This is a genomic window from Burkholderiales bacterium, from assembly GCA_035543335.1.
Lineage (GTDB): Bacteria > Pseudomonadota > Gammaproteobacteria > Burkholderiales > JAHFRG01 > JAHFRG01.
Map to the genome: position 1 here is coordinate 22,506 of DASZZH010000011.1, position 18,955 is coordinate 41,460.

The following is an 18,955-nucleotide window of genomic DNA, read 5'->3' on the forward strand; positions in this document are numbered from 1 at the left end:
CCTCTCCCGAGCTTCCAGCGGTCACCGGCGCAAACTGATGATCTGCCAGTGGTGCTTTTCGGCATGCGCCCTCAAGCTGTCGTCCGGATCCACCGCGACCGGATGCGTCACGCGCTGCAACAGGGGCAAATCATTCGAGGAATCGCTGAAAAACCAGCTTTCAGCAAATGAGTTGAATTGCATTCCCTGCTGTTTCAGCCAGTTCTCCACGCAGGCGACTTTCCCTTCGCGGAAACAGGGAATGCCGGTCACCTTGCCGGTAAACTCGCCATTCTTCTCTTCCGGCTCGGTGGCGATGAGGTGGGGAACGCCGAATTCCACGGCGATGGGAGCCGTCACGAAGCGGTTGGTGGCGGTGATGATAGCGGTCAAATCGCCGTCTTCCAGGCGGCTTTGCACCAGCAGCCGCGCTTTTTTGTTCACAATGGGCACAATCCGCTTTCGCATGAACTCGGCGCGCCAGGTTTCCAGCTCGCTCTTCGGATGGCGCGACAAGGGCATCAACTGGAAATCGAGAAAGGCAAGGATGTCGAGCGTACCGGCTTGGTATTGTTCGTAGAAATCCCGGTTTTGCGCTTCGTACACCTCGTGGTCCAGCACTTGTTTGTCGATCAGGAATTGCGCCCATTCAAAATCGCTGTCGCCGGCGAGGAGCGTGTTATCGAGGTCAAATAAAGCAAGTCGCACGGCTTACCTATCTAGCTTGGAAATACGGGAAAGGGATTGGGTGAGGGTTGGCCAGTCTCACTGCCCCCCCGGAAACAAGGACGATTGGAGGAGCTCGCGCAGCAGCGGCAAAGTCACCGGCCGCTTGGCCTGCAGGGAAAAATTATCCAGCGCATCGAGTACGGCGAGCAGCGAAGGCATGTCGCGCCGGCCGTGGCGCAGCAGATAATCGGCCACATCCTGCGGCAGCGCAAAACCGCGCTCCCGGGCATGTTGCTTCAAGGCCTGCGCTTTTTCCTCGTCGTTAAGCGCGTGCACCTGGAACACCAATCCCCAGCCGAGCCGCGTAATCAAATCCTCGCGCAGCCTGAGCTGCGCCGGCGGCAGTTTGCCGCTTACCAAAAGCACCGCCTGGCCCTCACGCACGTGGTTGTAAAGATTGAAGAGGTCGATTTGTGCAGGGGATGACAGCCGCTCGACATCATCAACCGCGATCATGTCGAGCTGGTCCACCCCCGGCGCAAATTCGATGTCGGCAGCGCAGGAAATGTAAGACGCGCTCAAATGCTGCCGGCGGAATGCATCAACCATGGCTTTCAGCAAATGGCTGCGGCCGGAACCGGGACCTCCCCAGACATAAAGGAAGCGCTCCCCGGGTTTGGCCAGCATCTCACGCAGCACCTGTATCAGCTCCGCGTTCTTGCCGGCGACAAAATTATCCAGCGAGGGCTCGGTGGGCAGGGATAACTCCAGCGCCATTTGGCTTTGCATGATTAAGCTCCGTTTGCAAATTCGGGCCAATCTCGGCAGTATATCGCCCAACGTTCTTCAGATGCCACTCCGAGTGAATAAACCCTCAATTTGGCGCGCTGTGTTTTGGCTCGCCCTGTTTTACTTTAATCCCGTCCATGCCGCAACCACCGCCGGCGTAATCGAGCTGGTCGAAGGCGACGTCAAAATCACCCGGGGCGGCAATCCGACTTTGGAGCCTATTCTCGGCGATTCACTTGAGGAAGGCGACACCATCGTCACCGGCGCCGACGGCGAACTGCAGGTCAGCATGGAGGATGGCGGCTTCATCGCGGTGCGCCCCAATACCAGGATGAAAATCGAAGCCTACCGCGCCGAGGGTGATGCCGACGACAAAAGCATACTGTCGCTGTTTCAGGGCACTTTCCGCTCGATTACCGGCTGGATCGGCAAATACTCGCGCAACAACTACCAAATCAAGGCGCCCAACGCGACCATCGGCATCCGCGGCACCGACCATGAGCCGCTCTACATTCCGGAAAATGCCGTCGGGCCGGAAGGCGAGCCGGGCTTGTACGACAAGGTGAACCAAGGCGAAAGTTTCATCCAGAACCAGCAAGGCAAGATTTTCGTCAAAACCAATCAGTCGGGTTTCGTACCCCACCACGGGCGCACCGCGCCAAGACTACTGGCACGCATTCCGGGCTTTTTCCGCGCCACCCGCAACGAGCAGCGCATCCTCCAAAAGCGTGAAACGCTGAAAAAACAAATCGAGCGGCGGCGTTTAGAGCGGCGCAAGTTTATCCAGCAGAAACGCACCGAGCAGCGAAAAAAGCTGATTGAAGAAAAGACGCGGCGCCAAAAACAAAAGCGTGAGGAGCTTTTGAAGCAAAGGCAGCATGGCGAACATTCGGCGAAAGAGAAAAAACAGCAGCTCGAGCGGCTGCAGGAAATGCGCAAAGAGCGTGAAGGACGCGCCGAGCGCCAAGGCTCCGACGACAAAAGGCGGCTAAAGGAGAAAAACCGCCGGGAGCTTGATGAAGATGGGCGTGATGATCAACGACGCGGGGGCCGCGATTTTGACCGCGAAAGCGAACGTGGCGGAGACGGCAGGCCGGGCGGCGGAGATCATCGCGGGCGCCATTCGTCCGGCCACCGTCAGGATTTGTAAATCGCGCTTTCCATGTAGCGGCGCCGCAAATGGCGCAGCCAAACCAGCAGCGCCGAGCTTGCCGGCAGCGCCAACAGCACGCCGAAAAAACCGAACAACTGGCCGAAGGCGAGCAGCGCGAAAATCACCACCACCGGATGCAGCCCCACCCGCTCACCCACCAGCCAGGGCGTGACCACCATGCCTTCCAGCGCCTGGCCGATGGCGAACGCCACCCACACTGGAATCAACCCGATGAAATCCGGAAATTGCAGAAACCCCGCCAGCGTGGCCAAAGTCAAGCCCACGATCATTCCGAGATAAGGCACGAACACCAAAAACCCGGCGAGCACGGCGATGGGGAACGCGTAATCGAGGCCCGCCAACCACAGCGCCACCGCGTAATAGGCGCTCATCAACAGCATCACTGAAATCTGGCCGCGCAAAAATTCCCCCAGCACGCGGTCGATTTCCGCGGCCAAGCCCGCGATTTCTGCATGCAGGCCGCGCGGAATAATTTCTTCTATTCTTTTGATAAGCCCATTCCAGTCGCGAAGGAAATAAAACAGCACCACCGGCACCAGCAGCAGATTCATCAGAAAGGCGATGAGGGCGAGCCCCCCGCTTTTCAGCGAGGGCAAAAGTTTGACCGCCAGGTCCTTGGCCGCCGGCAGGTTTTCGGTCAACGCCGCCGCCAAGCTGGTTGCATCAAGCTGCAACTCCAGTCCGAAGCGGGCATGCAGCCCAGGCAGAATGCTCGATTTTATCGTGTCGAGATAAGCTGGCAATCGCTCTGCCAGCGTAACCAGTTGCTGGTGCAACACGGGCAGCAGAATCAGCACGAACAGCGCAGCTAATCCCAGCAACAGCAGCATGGCGAGAACCACGCCCAGCGTGCGCGGGATTTTCCGGCGTTGCAGGAAATTCACCAGCGGATTGCAAATGTAGGCGAGAACCGCCGCCAGCAAAAAAGGCGTGAGTATCGGGCTCAACAGATAAATCAACACGGCGGCTATGACCGCCAGCCCGAGCCACCAATACATATCGTCGAAGCGTTTGGTATTCATTTCAGGTAAAATTCAAGGTGCAAAAAGCCCTGCCACTTTATCTTGAACAACGCCATAACTCAACCTTGAACCAAAGATCCTCACTTTCCTACCGTGGCGCCGGCGTGGACATCGATGCCGGCGACGCCTTGGTGGAGAATATCAAGCCGTTTGCCAGAAAAACCCTGCGGCCGGAAGTGCTGATGGGGATCGGCGGCTTTGGCGCGCTGGTAAAAATTTCCAAAAAATACCGCGACCCGGTGCTAGTTTCCAGCACCGACGGCGTCGGCACCAAGCTCAAGCTCGCTTTCGCGCTCAACCAACACGCAACCGTCGGCATTGACCTGGTGGCGATGAGCGTGAACGATATTCTGGTGCAGGGCGCGGAGCCGTTGTTCTTTCTCGATTACTTCGCCTGCGGCAGGCTCGAAGTGGCAACCGCGACGCAAGTCATTAAAGGAATTGCCAAAGGCTGCGGGCTTGCCGGCTGCGCGCTGATTGGCGGCGAAACCGCGGAAATGCCCGGATTTTACGCCGCCGGCGAATACGACCTTGCCGGCTTTGCCGTGGGCATCGTGGAAAAGAAAAAAATCATCACCGGCAAATCCATAGTCGCCGGCGATGTGGTGCTGGGGCTGGCATCAAGCGGCGCGCATTCCAACGGCTATTCTCTGATTCGCAAAATCATCGAAAAAAACGGCGCCGATCTGCATGCGGATTTTCACGGGCGGACTTTGGGCGAAGCCTTGCTTATCCCCACGCGCATTTATGTGAAGCCGCTACTTGCGCTCATGAAAAAGATTCCGGTCAAGGGATTAGCGCATATCACCGGCGGGGGGCTGCTCGAAAACATCCCGCGCATCCTGCCGCAAAAACTTTGCGCCGAATTGCGCCTTTCGAGTTGGCACCGGCCGCCGCTCTTCGATTGGCTGCAAAAGCAAGGCAACGTCGGCAATCACGAAATGCTCCGCACTTTCAACTGCGGCATCGGCATGGTGGTCGTAGTGAGCAAAAAGGATGCGGCAAAAGCAGTCCGGCTGCTGCGCGAGGCGGGCGAGCGGGTGTGGCCCATTGGCGAAATCAGAAAGCGCGCCAAAGGCGAACCACAAACCGTGGTGTCATGAAATCCGTCGTCGTTCTGATTTCCGGACGCGGCAGCAACCTGGAAACCCTTATCAATGTCAAGCTTCCGGTCAAATTCGCCGCAGTCATCAGCAACGACCCCCAAGCCAAAGGACTGGAGATCGCGAAACAGCGCGGCATCAGCACACTCGCTCTCAATCATCGGAATTACGCAACTCGCGAGGCATTCGATGCGGAGCTTGCTTCACGCATCGAGAATTTCAAGCCGGATTTGATCGTGTTGGCCGGCTTCATGCGCATTCTCGGCGACGTCTTTGTCAGCCGTTTCGAAAACCGCATCATGAACATTCATCCGTCCTTGCTGCCCGCGTTTCCCGGCCTCGACACTCACGCGCGGGCGCTCGCGGCCGGCGTGAAAATCCACGGCTGCACGGTGCATTTCGTCACCCCTCAACTCGATCACGGCCCCATCATCATTCAGGCCGCGGTTCCGGTGTTGCCCGGCGATACTGAACAGGCGCTTGCCGCCCGGGTGCTGGAGCAGGAGCACCATATTTATCCACAGGCGGTGCGCTGGTTTGCTGAAGGCAGGCTGGTCATCGAAAACCGGCGCGTGCGCGTTATAGACGCCAGTGACAAAATTTCGCCCATGCGGGTGCCCGGAGCGGAGAATTGATGAGGCGGTCCATTCCACTATTGGTGATTTGCCTTTCGCTCAATGCCGCGGCAGCCGAGCTGCCGCGGCGCGTCACCATCACCTATGAAGTCAGCCGCGGCATTTTGGGTCTGGGCACGGGAACTGACGTGCTGGAGACCAATGGCAAGAATTATTCCATCGTCAGCCAGACTCATCCGAGCGGCCTTGCCGCGCTGATACCCAAGGCCAAAATCCGGCGCGAGTCGCGCGGCACCATCACGGCTCAAGGCCTGCGCCCGCAGCAGTTTCTCGACAAGCGCGGCAACGAGCCGCCCGCGATTGCCAAATTCGACTGGGAAAAAAAGCTCATCACCTTCGAGCGCAAAGACAAAGCGGAAAGCGTGGAATTGCCCAAGACCACGCATGACCGCCTGAGCATCGCCTACAGCTTTGCCTTCAGCTGGCCGCCAGGCAAGGACCTTCAGTTTTCCATGACCGACGGCAAGCAACTTTCCAATTATCGCTATGTGCTGTTAGGCGAGGAAAAACTCAACACGCCATTGGGAAAATTGCAGACGCTGCACTGGCAAAAGCAGCGCGAAACGGAAACCGACCGCGGCGCGGATCTGTGGCTCGCCCCGGACCACTTCATGCTGCCAGTGCGCATCGTCTTCATCGACAAGGATGGCAGCCGTTACGAGCAGATCGCAACGCAAATCAGCTACCAATAATGCTTGCCGCCGCACGCCTCGACATGGCCGTTGCCGCCTGGCGCATCCTCTCTCCTTTGAGCGGGCCGGCGGACAATCTGCTCTCGCGCTTTTTCCGCGACCATCCCCAGCTCGGCCCCCACGACCGCGGCTTTATCGCCGACACGTTGTTCGGCCTTCTGCGGCATCGCTTTTATGCGGAGCATCTGGCCGAAAACCAAACGCCAAGACGGCTGGTGCTTGCCTATCTCGCCCGGCTTGCGGGCTTGAGCCTGCGCGAGCTTGAACCTTGTCTTTCCCGCGACGAGGCGAAATGGCTGGGCAAAATCAAGGGGAAAGCCGGCGAGGATTTGCCCTTTCACGTCCGCGCCGAACTGCCCGAATGGCTGATTGAAAAACTCAAAGTCTCGCTTCCGGAAAACGAAATTCTTGCGCTCGGGCGCGGCATGCAAAATCCCGCTCCGCTGGATTTGCGGGTCAACACGATGCGCGCCAGCCGCGAGGAAGTGCTGCACGGCCTGCAAGTCGAGGGTCTCAAAGCGGAGCCCGCCCCTTATTCGCCGATCGGCATTCGCCTGCAAAACAAGATTTCGCTCAACCGCCACCCGCTGTTTCTTTCCGGCAAGGTGGAAGTGCAGGACGAAGGCAGCCAGCTGCTGTGCTTCCTGCTCGCGCCGCGTCGGCATGAGATGGTGGTGGATTTCTGCTCCGGCAGCGGCGGCAAGTCGCTGGCGCTGGGCGCCATGATGCACAACCACGGGCGGCTTTATGCTTTTGATGTTTCCGACAAGCGGCTCAACCATCTGAAACCGCGGTTGAAACGCTCAGGGTTAAGCAATATTCATCCGCAGCGCATCGACAGCGAGAATGACACAAAAGTAAAGCGTCTTGCCGGAAAAATCGACCGCGTGCTGGTGGATGCGCCGTGCAGCGGCCTGGGAACGCTGCGCCGCAATCCTGATCTCAAATGGCGGCAGTCGCCGCAAAGCGTCGAGGAACTCGGGCAAAAACAGGCGGCGATCCTGCGGCGCGCCGCAACCTTGCTCAAACCAGGAGGTCGATTAGTTTACGCGACCTGCAGCATTCTGCCCGAGGAAAATGAAGCCATTGTGACTGATTTTTTGCATGAAAATCGGCACTTTATCATCATGAATGGCAGTGCGGCTCTGGCGCAGCAGGCAATTCCGCTCGCTACGGGCGAAACTCTGCGGTTGTTTCCGCATCTTCACGGCACCGACGGTTTTTTTGCGGCGGTGATGGAGAAAACAAATGACTAAACTGGTTTCACTCAAAACCGGCCTGGCGTTGACGCTCTTCGCCGCCGCGCTTTCGGCAATTGCGTTTCAAGAGCCGGTTTTATCACCAGGCAAGTCGATTGCCACTACCGGCAAAATCGGACTGGCTTTTACCCCGGAGGATGCGGCCGACCGGATGGTGATCAAAGTCATCAACGGCGCACGCAAGCAGATTCTGGTCCAGGCGTTCAGTTTCACCCATCGCGATATCGCCCATGCGCTGATCCAAGCCAAAAAACGCGGAGTGGACGTGCAGCTCATCGCCGACGCGGAACAAACCGATAAAATCCAGCCCAACATGATTGCCGACATCGCCGCTTCCGGCATCCCGACTTATCTCGATTTCCAGCACCAGAGTGCGCACAACAAAATCATGGTGATTGACTCCGGCAGTCCCGATTCGGCCGTCGTCACCGGCTCGTTCAATTTCACCCATGCGGCGCAATTCAAGAACGCGGAAAACCTGATTGTTTTCCGCGGCAATCCGGAAATCACAGCGGCTTATCTGGAAAACTGGAAGCGCCATTTGGCGCATGCGTTGCGCTACCGCCGATAGCGGAACAAGGCCAGCTTCAGCTGCGCTCGGATATCTATCTGGAAATCTGGCGCAAATTCCAGAAACACGGCATCGAAATCCCCTTTCCCCAGCACGACGTACGTATCTTAAGCCAGCCCGCCGGCCAGGCTTAATTTGCCAAATACCGCACAAAAAAAGCGCTTTTGCCAAATACCGCACAAGAATAACGCTTTGCTTCACTCCCGATAGCGGGTAGGATAGCTCGGTCATATTTTGAGGCGCACAAACCTAATGTCTTATTTTTCCGAGCATTATTTCTCGGGACTGATTGACCTGCCGTGGTGGGGCTACGTCCTCGTCGCCCTCGTCTTTACCCATATCACCATCGCCACCGTCACCATTTACCTGCACCGCTGCCAGGCGCATCGGGCGCTTGACCTGCATCCGGTCGTCAGCCATTTCTTCCGCTTCTGGGTGTGGCTCACCACCGGCATGGTGACCAAGGAATGGGCAGCGATCCACCGCAAGCACCACGCCAAGGTCGAAACCGCGGAAGACCCGCACAGCCCGCAAGTGTGCGGCCTGCGCAAAGTGCTGTGGGAAGGCACTGAGCTCTACAAGCGGGAAGCCAAGAATCCCGAAACGCTGGAAAATTACGGCCACGGCACGCCGGATGATTGGCTGGAACACCACCTGTACGGCAAGTACAGCATACTCGGCATTTCCATCATGGCGGTGATTGACTTTGTCCTGTTCGGATTTATCGGTGTCACCATCTGGGCGGTGCAGATGATGTGGATTCCGTTTTTCGCCGCCGGTGTCATCAACGGCGTCGGCCACTTCTGGGGATACCGCAATTTTGCTTGCGCCGACGCCAGCACGAACATCGTCCCCTGGGGCATTCTGATCGGCGGCGAGGAACTGCACAACAATCATCACGCCTACGTCACCTCGGCGCGGCTTTCCAACAAATGGTACGAGTTCGACATCGGCTGGCTCTACATCCGCATCATGGAAATTTTCGGCTTTGCTGAAGTCAAGAAAATCGCACCGAAAATCCGCTTCAATTTCACCAAGGCGCAGTGCGACGACGAAACGCTGGAGGCGGTGATTACCCACCGCTACGATGTGCTCGCCAAATTCGCCCAATCGGTGAAGCAGACTTACGCCGAGGAAATACGCAAGCTCAGGGAGCGCGCCGCGCAATTCGACGGACAAACCCTGAAGAACATCAAAAAGCGCTGGCTGCACCAAGATGCCAAATTCTTAAAAGCGCAGGAACGCGCCAAACTCGACGAAGCCTTGAGCAAGAGCAAAGTGCTGGAAACCATATATTCGATGCGCCAGGAACTCACCGCGCTGTGGCAGCGTTCCGCCGCGTCGAAAGAACAACTGCTCAAACAGCTGCAAGACTGGTGCGCGCGTGCCGAGAAAAGCGGCATTGCTTCGCTGCAGGAATTCTCGCGCAAGCTGCGCTGCTATGCATAAAGAATTACAACCAATAAAAAACCCGCCAAATGGCGGGTTTTTTGTTTCCCAGTGCGCTCTTATTTGAGTTTGGTTTCTTTGTAGACTACATGCTTGCGGGCCACCGGATCGAATTTCTTGATTTCCATCTTCTCCGTCTGGTTGCGTTTGTTCTTAGTGGTGGTGTAAAAATGTCCGGTGCCGGCGGACGATTCGAGCTTGATCTTCTCGCGCATAATTCTATCCTTTATTTCTTGCCGCGCAGCTCGGCAAGCACTGCTTCGATGCCCTTCCTGTCAATGGTGCGCAAGGCGGCGTTGGTAAGCCGCAGGCTCACCCAGCGCTTTTCGCTCTCCACCCATAATTTGCGGTAGTGCAAGTTGGGGAGAAAACGGCGCCGGGTCTTGTTGTTGGCGTGAGAAACGCGGTTCCCAAGCATCGGCGTCTTGCCGGTTACTTCGCACACTCTGGCCATGATGCTTTACCTCAAATCCGAAGAGTGCGCATTTTACCCATTTAAGGATTAATTCTCAAGGGAAAAATTTGCACCCCAGAAGGCTGGACTCTACAACAAACCACGCTCGGCAAAGGACATGATGCCGCCACTGCCGACAATGAAGTGGTCAAGCACCTTGACATCCACCAGCGCCAGCGACTTTTTGAGAGCTGCGGTGAGTGCCTCGTCGGCGCCACTGGGTTCGGCGGTGCCGGAAGGGTGGTTGTGGGCGATTATCTCTACACTCGTCTAAGAACGTCCAAGCTAATCCAAGGACGTTCTGTCGTCAGATGCTAACAGCTTGAGCAAGAAACTATTTTTGGCCAAAGCAGTCCTACGACGAATATTTCAATCCGGTCAATCCTGCCCCCACCGTTGCCCCCATCGTGGTTGGTGGAGGCAAGGATGGGGGCAACACTAGAAGGAGAGGCAAGCGATGGGAAAACTATCCGATACAAAGTTACATGGGCTTAAGCCACGCGAGAAGTCGTACCAGATTGCAGACGGTGGGGGCATGTATGTTGAGGTCCTATCTACGGGCGCAAAATCCTTCCGCTATGGCTATCGTCTGTTTGGAAAGAAAGAAAAGGTGGTACTTGGCACCTATCCGGCGTTGTCGCTCGCCTCGGCGCGACAAATGCACCGGCAATATCAAACGATGGTCGAGCATGGGGATTCGCCGTCTCGCTATGTCCAGGAGCAGAGCGCGGCGCGAAAGACTGAATATCTCGGTATTAATTCCTTTGAGGACCACGGACGCAAGTGGTTTGCCGCGTGGCGCGTGGACAATTCACCGCAAGCTGTTAGACAAGCCGAGGCTTGGCTAGAAGCGGACGTATTTCCTGCGCTCGGCAAGCGCCCAGTCTCACAGGTTGAGGAAATCCATCTTGTTGAGCTTCTTGACCGTATCAAGAAACGTGGCGCGCCACAGACCGCTCGCCGCATTCTCGGTTACCTCAAGGGGATATTCCGTTATGCCAAGCGGCGAGGCATAGTGAAACATGATCCGGCGCAGTCAATTACGGCTGATGAAATTGCGCCAAAGAGCGAGCGCGACCGGACGCTTGAACCAAGCGAAATCGCCACATTTCTCCGGTCGCTTGATAGCACTAGTGCGAACGAAGGAAACTGCCTCGCCCTCAAGCTAATTCTCTTGACGCTATGCCGAAAGGATGAACTGCGGCTCGCAAAGTGGGATCAGATTGACTTGGAGAGTGCGGAGTGGCTCATGCTTCGAACCAAGATGGGTAAGCCCCATGTCGTTTATCTATCGACCCAGGCTGTTGGCATACTGAGGCGGTTACGCGAGCTTGCGGGTGACTCGACTTTCGTGCTGCCGAATTGCTTCCGGCAGGTTAAGCCAATCGGCCATATGACCTTGAACAAAATCATTGATAGGTTGCTAAAGGGTCCGCTAGAAGGCATGGCGCATTTCACCATACACGATCTGCGACGGACTGCATCTACACGGCTCCACGAAGCAGGATTCCCTCCGGATGTCGTGGAGAAAGCCCTTGGGCACCGAATTCGCGGGATTCGGGGAATCTACAACCGCGCCGAATACGCGGAACAGCGGCGACACATGCTGCAATTCTGGGCAGACTACTTGGGGCAGCTGGATGCTAGTGCGAAGATTGTGATCGGGAACTTCGCCAAAGCTGCTTAATCGGCCATTTAATCCGCAGGTCCCAGGTTCGAGCCTTACTCGGGGAGCCGGTACCCAACGCCTGCTATCGACCCGAAGCGGACCTTTCTATTTCCGGTTTGCGGACATTCGAAGCGCCCCACAGCGGGTCCAAAGGCAGGCGAACCATTGCTGCCATACAGAAGGTTGTCAATGTGACGCCGGCGAGCGTCACCGTTTGATCATTCGCTGTGCCAACTTTTCGTGTGTCTCCAGCAAAATGTCCAACAGCAGGCGACCTTCAATGCCGCCGAGTTGCTCGCTTTGCGCATCGCTGGGAAACAGGAAAAAAGCCTTTGCAAGATTCATCTTCAGGCCGTCAAAGAAAGACAATTGATAACCCACGAACCGCATGGGCGCCGTTACCAGCGTTTCATCTCCGGGAATCTTTTCGTCGAAAATCACCTGGCCATTCTTGTTGTACACCCGAGCACGGTACAAAAGGCTCACCGTGCCGGCCTGAGCGCTCATCGGCTCATATTTTAGGATATGCGGGGCCAGCTTGATGCCGACCAGGTAGTCGGCGTTCAGGCTTTTCGCCAGCAATGCTGCTTCTTTCGTCCCCAGGTTAATCAATTGGACACCGCTGTTCGCAAAAGCCAGCCCGCGAGCGCCATTGAAACCCGCAAAAGCCACGATCGAAATCGTTGATGCTCGTGTGGGATCAATCCCGGCTCCGGCAGCACTCCGTGGTGCTCGAAATTGCAGGATGTCCCGCGCAAGGGAGCGTACCAATGGCTCGGTCTGGTTTCCCTGCTTTTGCAGCAGGTTTCTGTATACCGCGTTGGTTGCGATCTGATCCGTCGGTATTAACCTGAATTGGTGGTTCTCTGTCAACTTAGCCGCAAAGCGCGAGTAGGTTTGCGCGAACATCTCCTCCAGTCCCAAATGTTGAGATCCGGCAAACCCCAGACCTTCGTCGGGTTTCTTTATTCCGGCTTCGCCGAGCAATTCCTCCAGGAAATTCTCACCTATTCTCGCGGCAACACTTTTTGACTCCTCGGCGCCGCCGGACGCGGTAAGCACGCCACCCAATACCAACAGGAGGATGGCACTCCGCATGGACTTTTTCCAAGGAATGGAACTGCAATTGCTTTCGGCGGCCCGGCCATACACTTTTCCCGGCCAAGAACATGGAGCGACCATCGAGGCATCGCGTCTCGTCTTGCCGCATGTCGCATGCGGCTTGATCTTTGCGATCTGGACCTTGGTTGCGGCGCTCATGGTTTTTGCATTTTCGACAAAAGTCCTTGCCTCGGCTGCAAGGACACGGAGGCGCGCCACTTCAAGATCAGCTCCAGTTTCTCCTTGAAAGCATGCGGATTGATCACGCCCGGAATGACGATCGCCGGCTTGACGGTTTGATCGATATAAATTTCGATGTCTCCGTAGGAGAGTCGTTGCGCAAGCCAATTCTGTTTGACGCGAGTGAGGCGAACTTTTTCCAGTTCGAATTCGCGGTCGACGAAGCGCGTGTCCGTCGGCGGGCCACCGGCGATGTCGTCTACAATTGTTTCGTAATCCTCGATGATGTCGCTGAAGTTTATTTTCGTCTTCGAAACTGCATAAGCAGCTTTGCTTCGCAGCTGGCTGTAACCCAAGTAGGCGGCCGTCACGCAACCGAGGATCACGATCACGACAAGCAGGAACAAGACGATCTGAATAACGGTGAGAATAGCACCGGTAAAAAGCCACGACAATGATTTGAGAAGCGGACTCTCGGCGAGATAGACGCCTGTACCGACAACGGCCGCTCCGGCAAGCCATTCGATGAAGACCGTCAGTCGATAACGTAGCGACGGGCCGACCAGCAATATGGGCCAATCATTCGGAATGTCCGAAGAAACGGCGCATCGCGCGCAACGAAGCTCCCAGTATTCCGTGGCTTCACCGCATGTCGGGCATTTCTTCATTTTGTCCGGAATTTCCCCGATGACTCCCGAACCGGCGAGAAGGAAGTGATAGCAAAATCAATCCTCCCTGATCCTGCCCGTCGCCGGCATCCTGTGCCGATGCAAAACTGTTGTGATGCTTGAGCTGCGCCCCACGTTCCTGAGGATGCGCTGGATGACTCCAGCATCTCCGATCGCTCGAATGGCCGTTTCTGGCCGCTTCATAACTGGGCGGAAACGACCCTGAGCTGCCCGTCACGTGTCCTGCAAACAGACGCTCTCCTATGCCCGTAGCGGAAATAACAATGGAATGCCCGAGCTGACCAATCCGAAGGCGGCCTCTCAATACGTGACATTATCCCCCGTACGAGTGATATGAGAGATCCCGGCGGCAGCGGACGATTAGTACAAACACCGACCTGTTTAAATTGGCCCGACCTCGATTATCAACTCGGTAGCATCAAGAGACTCCGCGTTACTTGCCGTTATCCACAATTTCCTGGAGTCATCATTTCGAGGCTCCCAATGCGATTGCCTAATCCTTTAGTTGCTCGCCAATAAGTGTCCGGTAAGTTGTGGCATGATGTTGTAAAAAAGGATCACTAGGATCGCCGGGCGTACCAAACACCATCAGCACATGCCCCGCTGGGACAAAATCCCAAGATGACGCGGTAGTGTCATTTCCGATTGGCTTGATATTCTCATAGTTGTAAAAATAGCTGTATCCGGTAGCACTTTTTTTGACGAAAGGCTCTGCGAAAAAGGAAACGACTCCGCGAAACGTGGATCCAAATCCGGATACAAAATGCACGGCACTGACCAAGAAAGAGCTCCCTTTAAAGTCATTATCCAAATCTCCTGTTGATTGAAGGGTAAGAGGCACCTTGGGCACCGGATCGATGTAATTGTTAATTACAATAGCATTGTCCTCATTTTGTGTTATTCGAGCAAAGTCTGAGCTAAAGGCGTAATTTCCGGGTTTGGGTTGTGCAAATCCATAAGACTTGAGCCGATAGCCCATTCCTTTTAAGCCAAAAACAGGTTGAGATGTGGCCTCCTCGTTACGCATAGCGTAGTACATAAACGCATGGACGATTGTCGCCATTGCAGCTCCTTGGCTATGTCCGATTACATATAGCCTAGAATTGGCAGGAATCTCTTTGTTATTCAAGGCACGAAGAATCCCATATCTATCGTCCAATAAGAGCGTAAAAGTGGCATGCGCAAATCCACTGTGCAGGGAAGCGTTATCGGAATCGGCAAACTGAACAGCCTTACTCAAGAAGTTTCGTGCAGAAACAGGATGGAAAAACGCGTCTTCTGAGGTGCTTGGAGAGTTTGAAACCACCGTCCCCCGTATTGCAATGGCGTATGCTCCTTTAAACGTACCCCGTCCTTCGTAAAGTAGCCACGCATTCTGCCAAGGTCCAAATCCATTTAAATCAGGATCAATAAAAATCGTGTTCTCGTCCCAGCCTTGGGGATACTTGGAATCTGCTTTGGCAATAATTTTTTTGTATAGTTTGGCCCAAGGATCCGCCTCTTTGGCGCCCCCATCTAACTTCCGAAAGTTAACCACGTCCTTAGCAATTGCTGATCTACTATCATAAATTGGTTCTGGATTCCATAATTGTGGATCAATATTTAGATAAAGAGTTTTGTTATCTTTATTTTTCAGTCGATCGTCCTGGTTATCCAACTCAACACAAAATTCAATGAACTGTTTTGCCTCTTCACTGCGGTAGCCATTATTTGACTTATTGCCACTGCCATACAACAGACCATTATTAACTTCTGAGTCAATGGATTTTTCCATCGTTGAACACCCTGTTACCAATAGGACTATCCCAATGAATGGGCCCCAGAGTTTGCTCATCACTAAGCGTAGCCTAGCTCATGTGAATCTACTGACCAGAACTCATGTATTTCTTGTAGGACTCAATCCAGTTTGTGTAGATGGCCTGCTGTGCTTCCTCCAGGCCCAGGCTCCCATTGCAGAAGAGCTCGTGCAGCTTGTTTTCCAGTTTGTCCTTCTTTGTTGCTGACCATTGGCCTTTCCGGGGTTGCGGCCACAAGTTTTGGGGGTCGGTGGGATTGCCGCCCACTTCCAGGGGAATTAAATGGTCCTCTTCGAAAGCCTTGGGATTGGCATGCTTGTAGCCGTACTCGACGAGCTGTTTCTTCTTGAGCTTATTTGTATAGTTGGCTGGTGGCCGGATTGTCTTGGTGAAGCCTTGCACGCAAATGGTGTTCTGGATGTTGTCCTGGGTCACGTCAGGGTTGGTCACCCCAGGGGTAAGTTGGGGATCCGGCAGTTCGCCGCCATAAGCCAGGACTGCGGAAAGAAGTAGAAGAAAGCTCAGGAAAAATTTCATGGTTGCCCCCTCAACAATATCTACAGCGACCAGCACTTTGTTATGGGCTGGTATAAAAAAACAATAGTTGAGCCAACCCAGAAAGGCAAATCTAACAAAATGTTAGGTTTTAAAATTACCTAAGACAATTAGCAACTTGTGGAGGTGGCCTGCTAATCTTGATAAAGTTTGGAGGTTGGGCTCGGAAAAATTCTCATTACGCTTGGATCAAAAAACCGGTGTTAGCTCACATAACCGCCAATTGCAGATTGATGAGTCTAGGGCTTAGGACAGCCAGAGCCGGAGATCCGAAAGGATATACGACAGCGTCACTATAGCTATCGCTCAGAACAATTCGCCGGTGTCCGCTTTTGGCCGGTTGCCGCCATCTCCGGAACCCAGGCGTGTATGAGAATACGTGGCGGGCGCGCCATCCACGCGATTCGTTAAATCAGCGGCACCGTCAATACCAAGGGGTGCCCGGTTTTGCCCTCAACGGGGAGTGACCTGCTCCATTTTTTGTGCCAATTTAAAAGACAGTTTTGTTGCATTAAACTGCTACTATCAACTTGGCACAAAAAAGCGGGCAGGCCAAGATTTGGGTGCGAAATCGACAGAATGCAGCCAGCGGATGCCCATCTAGCTAATGGAAAAGATTGTGACACACCGCGCACCAAGCCGCTCCCGGACGAGTCTCCCGTTCTGGCTGCCGGAACCGGTGGCCGAGTTCGTGCGCAGCTGCGAACTCGGGCAAACCTGGCTAGAGCAGACAATCTGGGAAAATGAGGAACTCCGGGCGCGGTTGCTGCGCCTGACGACGCGCGATGAGATGAGGGACGTATGGAGGCGGCTCTCCGAGGCAGACTTCCATTCAACCGTTTCGCAGGAGCCTGATGTCCGGGCTCAGGAAGTTATCTTGCGCGGTTATCTCCTGGCGGCCGTTTATCCCGGACAACCGCCTTCCTACTGGGAGAGCCACCCGACCGAGGCGCAGCAACGCGAGACGCTTCGCCGGATCGCCGAACACGCCAACGACCTTTGGGAAGCGCTCGGCGGACTCGATCCCAGCCCCGCCTCCAAGCAATATACTGCCTGGAACAGTTTGGACCAGGGACTGCCGTGGATTGAGCAATGTCCACCCCTAAAGCCGAAGCGGCAACGGGACCCGGCGCATCTTCGAGCGCAGTCTCTACGCGAAGTCCTCGTCGAACTGCGGGCACTCACCCGCGGCCGCTTTTGGTCCGGACCCGAGGATACTCCCTTGCACGTTTTAACTTCGCAGGCACTGTTCGGGCCTCTTCCGAAGATGCTACACGCCCTAGCTGAACTCGCCAGCCTCGTGGCCACTATGCCCGTTGCCAGGCCCCCGAAGAAATCGAAGACGGTGTATCGCAACGCGTGTGTCCGCCGCTTGGCGACCTACGTAACAACGTACTTCAATCAGCCCTTGAATCAGGTTATCGCGACGACTGTCAACGTCGCCCTCGATATTGATGACGAGGGCGTCACCGAAGACCTGGTACGAAGGATCGTCCAGACACATCGGAAGATTCCGGGCAAAAAGGGCAAAAGATCTTCCTAACGTCCTCTCGCCAATATCCTTGAGAATCCAGCCATGTTTAACAGCGCATAAGGAGGCGCGAACATGGCTCACTCGATACTAAGACTTCCTGCGGTCAAAGCTCGCACCGGGCTTAGCCGTTCCTCTGTCTATCTCAAAATTTCTCAGGGAATTTTCCCGAAACCTATTTCCCTCGGAGCACGTGCGGTCGGGTGGCTTGAATCTGAAGTCGACGCCTGGCTAGAGCAATTGATTAATCAAAGCCGCAGGGCTGCGGCCCAACCCAAGAAAGGCCAGACGCAATGAGGATTTGGCGAAGCGCCTACCAGCGCTCCGGACCAGAGCAGAAATTCGTGATTTTCGCGCTAGAGCAAAATCCCGCCAAACAATTCTAGGACAGATGGGCTGCCCCCGGTTTCACGGACACCTTGTTAAGGTAGGATGATACCTATGGAGGTGTACGATGGAAAGACGGAAATTCAGCCGGGAGTTCAAGCTTGAGGCAGTGAAGCTGGTAAAGGAACGCGGGGTGGCGCTTACGCAAGCGGCGCACGACCTGGATGTTGGTCAGGTCACCTTGCGTCGTTGGGTCAAGGAGTTTTCGGCCGATCCGGGACAGGCGTTCCCGGGGGCAGGCCAGATGAAGCCTGAGCAGGCAGAGCTTGAGCGGCTGCGACGGGAGAATGTCAGACTCAAGGCCGAGCGTGACATCCTAAAAAAAGCCGCGGCCTACTTTGCGAAGGAGTCGACGTGAAGTTTGGCTTCATTGTAAAGCATCGAGGGATCTGGCCGGCGACGTGGTTGTGCGAGATCCTCGGTGTCTCGCGTAGCGGGTTCTATGCGTGGCTGACCCGGCCGCCCAGTGCGCGGGCGCGCAGCGACGAAGTCCTGGGCGCGCAAGCGAGATCGAGTTTCCTGCAAAGCGATCGGACCTACGGTGCGCGGCGTGTCTGGCATGACCTGCTGGCTGCGGGTTTTGCGTGCGGGTTGCACCGCATCGAGCGGCTCATGGCCCACCACGGCCTGCGCGCCCGCCCAAGGCGGCGTAGCCTGCCGCGCGACACCGGTGAACGGTTGAGTAGCGCGGTGGCGCCGAACGTGCTCGACCGCCAATTCGAAGCGGCAGCGCCGAATCGCAAATGGATCGCCGACTTTACCTACATCTGGACCGCCGAGGGTTGGCTCTATGTGGCGGCGGTGCTGGATCTGTTCTCGCGACGCGCCGTAGGCTGGTCGATGAGCGCGACGATGACGGCGCAACTCGTGACCGACGCACTGATGATGGCTCTCTGGCGGCGCGGCAAGCCGGATGCACTGCTGCATCACTCGGATCAGGGCAGCCAGTACACGAGCGAGCGGTTTCAGCGCTTGGCTTCCGAACACGGTGTCACCTGCAGCATGAGCCGATCAGGCAATGTCTGGGACAACTCGGCCATGGAGAGTTTCTTCTCGTCGCTCAAGACCGAACGCGTCGCGCGCAAGGTCTATCGCACACGAGAACAAGCGAAGGCCGACGTATTTGATTATATTGAGCGCTTCTATAACCCGCGGCGCCGGCATTCGACGCTCGGATATGTGAGCCCGATGGAGTTCGAAAACCAGATGCAATTAGCTTAGGTGGGTGTCCACCGAACCGGGTGCAGCCCA

Annotated in this window: 20 protein-coding genes and 1 pseudogene; 11 read left to right on the top strand and 10 right to left on the bottom strand. The window is 55.7% G+C overall.

Annotated elements, in window-relative coordinates; all coding sequences use genetic code 11:
* Positions 1-21: 21 nt before the first annotated feature.
* Positions 22-687 carry an HAD family hydrolase gene (locus tag VHE58_02530; protein ID HVS26169.1) on the bottom strand — a complete coding sequence of 222 codons (666 nt, stop codon included), beginning with the start codon at positions 685-687 and terminating at the stop codon, positions 22-24.
* A gap of 57 nt (positions 688-744) precedes the next feature.
* The gene (gene hda, locus VHE58_02535) at positions 745-1,437 is read right to left on the bottom strand and encodes a DnaA regulatory inactivator Hda (protein ID HVS26170.1); all 693 of its coding nucleotides are present in this window, start codon (positions 1,435-1,437) and stop codon (positions 745-747) included.
* A 73-nt stretch (positions 1,438-1,510) separates the two neighbouring features.
* On the opposite strand from hda, the gene VHE58_02540 reads away from it, so the two are divergent.
* Entirely contained in the window at positions 1,511-2,587 is a 1,077-nt protein-coding gene (locus tag VHE58_02540; GenBank protein ID HVS26171.1) for a FecR domain-containing protein, read from the top strand.
* On the opposite strand, the gene VHE58_02545 is transcribed toward VHE58_02540, so the two are convergent.
* The gene (locus VHE58_02545) at positions 2,575-3,633 is read right to left on the bottom strand and encodes an AI-2E family transporter (protein HVS26172.1); all 1,059 of its coding nucleotides are present in this window, start codon (positions 3,631-3,633) and stop codon (positions 2,575-2,577) included. The two genes, VHE58_02540 and VHE58_02545, sit on opposite strands and share 13 nt — an antisense overlap.
* A gap of 65 nt (positions 3,634-3,698) precedes the next feature.
* Here VHE58_02545 and purM point away from each other — a divergent pair, with 65 nt between their 5' ends.
* The 6 genes from purM (at position 3,699) to VHE58_02575 (ending at position 9,342) form a co-directional block, all read left to right on the top strand.
* Positions 3,699-4,736, top strand: a complete 1,038-nt coding sequence (gene purM, locus VHE58_02550; protein HVS26173.1) for a phosphoribosylformylglycinamidine cyclo-ligase — start codon at positions 3,699-3,701, stop codon at positions 4,734-4,736.
* On the top strand, positions 4,733-5,371 hold the full coding sequence (gene purN / locus VHE58_02555) for a phosphoribosylglycinamide formyltransferase (GenBank protein ID HVS26174.1): 639 nt from the start codon (positions 4,733-4,735) through the stop codon (positions 5,369-5,371). Before purM ends, purN begins: the two co-directional genes overlap by 4 nt.
* The gene (locus tag VHE58_02560) at positions 5,371-6,063 is read left to right on the top strand and encodes a DUF3108 domain-containing protein (GenBank protein HVS26175.1); all 693 of its coding nucleotides are present in this window, start codon (positions 5,371-5,373) and stop codon (positions 6,061-6,063) included. Before purN ends, VHE58_02560 begins: the two co-directional genes overlap by 1 nt.
* Positions 6,063-7,319: an RsmB/NOP family class I SAM-dependent RNA methyltransferase gene (locus tag VHE58_02565; GenBank protein ID HVS26176.1), complete on the top strand. Its 1,257-nt coding sequence runs from the start codon at positions 6,063-6,065 to the stop codon at positions 7,317-7,319. Before VHE58_02560 ends, VHE58_02565 begins: the two co-directional genes overlap by 1 nt.
* Positions 7,312-7,893 carry a phospholipase D family protein gene (locus VHE58_02570; GenBank protein HVS26177.1) on the top strand — a complete coding sequence of 194 codons (582 nt, stop codon included), beginning with the start codon at positions 7,312-7,314 and terminating at the stop codon, positions 7,891-7,893. Before VHE58_02565 ends, VHE58_02570 begins: the two co-directional genes overlap by 8 nt.
* A gap of 252 nt (positions 7,894-8,145) precedes the next feature.
* On the top strand, positions 8,146-9,342 hold the full coding sequence (locus tag VHE58_02575) for a fatty acid desaturase (GenBank protein HVS26178.1): 1,197 nt from the start codon (positions 8,146-8,148) through the stop codon (positions 9,340-9,342).
* A gap of 59 nt (positions 9,343-9,401) precedes the next feature.
* Here the strand turns inward: VHE58_02575 and rpmG are convergent, their stop codons facing one another.
* The 3 genes and pseudogenes from rpmG to VHE58_02590 all read right to left on the bottom strand — a co-directional run bounded on the left by rpmG (position 9,402) and on the right by VHE58_02590 (position 10,054).
* Positions 9,402-9,557, bottom strand: coding sequence for a 50S ribosomal protein L33 (rpmG, locus tag VHE58_02580; GenBank protein HVS26179.1), 156 nt, complete (start codon positions 9,555-9,557; stop codon positions 9,402-9,404).
* A gap of 11 nt (positions 9,558-9,568) precedes the next feature.
* Positions 9,569-9,796, bottom strand: a complete 228-nt coding sequence (gene rpmB, locus VHE58_02585; GenBank protein HVS26180.1) for a 50S ribosomal protein L28 — start codon at positions 9,794-9,796, stop codon at positions 9,569-9,571.
* Between the two features lie 90 nt (positions 9,797-9,886).
* Positions 9,887-10,054: pseudogene (locus tag VHE58_02590) on the bottom strand (JAB domain-containing protein).
* Positions 10,055-10,253: 199 nt separating this feature from the next.
* On the opposite strand from VHE58_02590, the gene VHE58_02595 reads away from it, so the two are divergent.
* Positions 10,254-11,483 carry a tyrosine-type recombinase/integrase gene (locus VHE58_02595; GenBank protein HVS26181.1) on the top strand — a complete coding sequence of 410 codons (1,230 nt, stop codon included), beginning with the start codon at positions 10,254-10,256 and terminating at the stop codon, positions 11,481-11,483.
* A gap of 189 nt (positions 11,484-11,672) precedes the next feature.
* On the opposite strand, the gene VHE58_02600 is transcribed toward VHE58_02595, so the two are convergent.
* The 4 genes from VHE58_02600 to VHE58_02615 form a co-directional block, all read right to left on the bottom strand.
* Positions 11,673-12,725 (bottom strand): hypothetical protein, encoded by a 1,053-nt coding sequence (locus VHE58_02600; GenBank protein ID HVS26182.1) that lies wholly within the window; start codon positions 12,723-12,725, stop codon positions 11,673-11,675.
* A complete protein-coding gene (locus VHE58_02605) occupies positions 12,722-13,414 on the bottom strand; it encodes a hypothetical protein (protein ID HVS26183.1) in 693 nt (230 codons plus the stop codon). Before VHE58_02605 ends, VHE58_02600 begins: the two co-directional genes overlap by 4 nt.
* A 514-nt stretch (positions 13,415-13,928) precedes the next feature.
* Positions 13,929-15,209, bottom strand: coding sequence for a hypothetical protein (locus VHE58_02610; GenBank protein ID HVS26184.1), 1,281 nt, complete (start codon positions 15,207-15,209; stop codon positions 13,929-13,931).
* A gap of 88 nt (positions 15,210-15,297) precedes the next feature.
* A complete protein-coding gene (locus VHE58_02615) occupies positions 15,298-15,768 on the bottom strand; it encodes a hypothetical protein (GenBank protein HVS26185.1) in 471 nt (156 codons plus the stop codon).
* A 625-nt stretch (positions 15,769-16,393) separates the two neighbouring features.
* Here VHE58_02615 and VHE58_02620 point away from each other — a divergent pair.
* The 3 genes from VHE58_02620 (at position 16,394) to VHE58_02630 (ending at position 18,925) form a co-directional block, all read left to right on the top strand.
* Positions 16,394-17,329: a hypothetical protein gene (locus tag VHE58_02620; GenBank protein ID HVS26186.1), complete on the top strand. Its 936-nt coding sequence runs from the start codon at positions 16,394-16,396 to the stop codon at positions 17,327-17,329.
* A gap of 63 nt (positions 17,330-17,392) precedes the next feature.
* Positions 17,393-17,614 (top strand): AlpA family transcriptional regulator, encoded by a 222-nt coding sequence (locus VHE58_02625; protein HVS26187.1) that lies wholly within the window; start codon positions 17,393-17,395, stop codon positions 17,612-17,614.
* Positions 17,615-17,771: 157 nt separating this feature from the next.
* A protein-coding gene (locus VHE58_02630) for an IS3 family transposase (protein HVS26188.1) occupies positions 17,772-18,925 on the top strand; the annotation gives its coding sequence in 2 pieces (ribosomal slippage) (positions 17,772-18,030 and positions 18,030-18,925; 1,155 coding nt in all).
* Positions 18,926-18,955 lie beyond the last annotated feature (30 nt).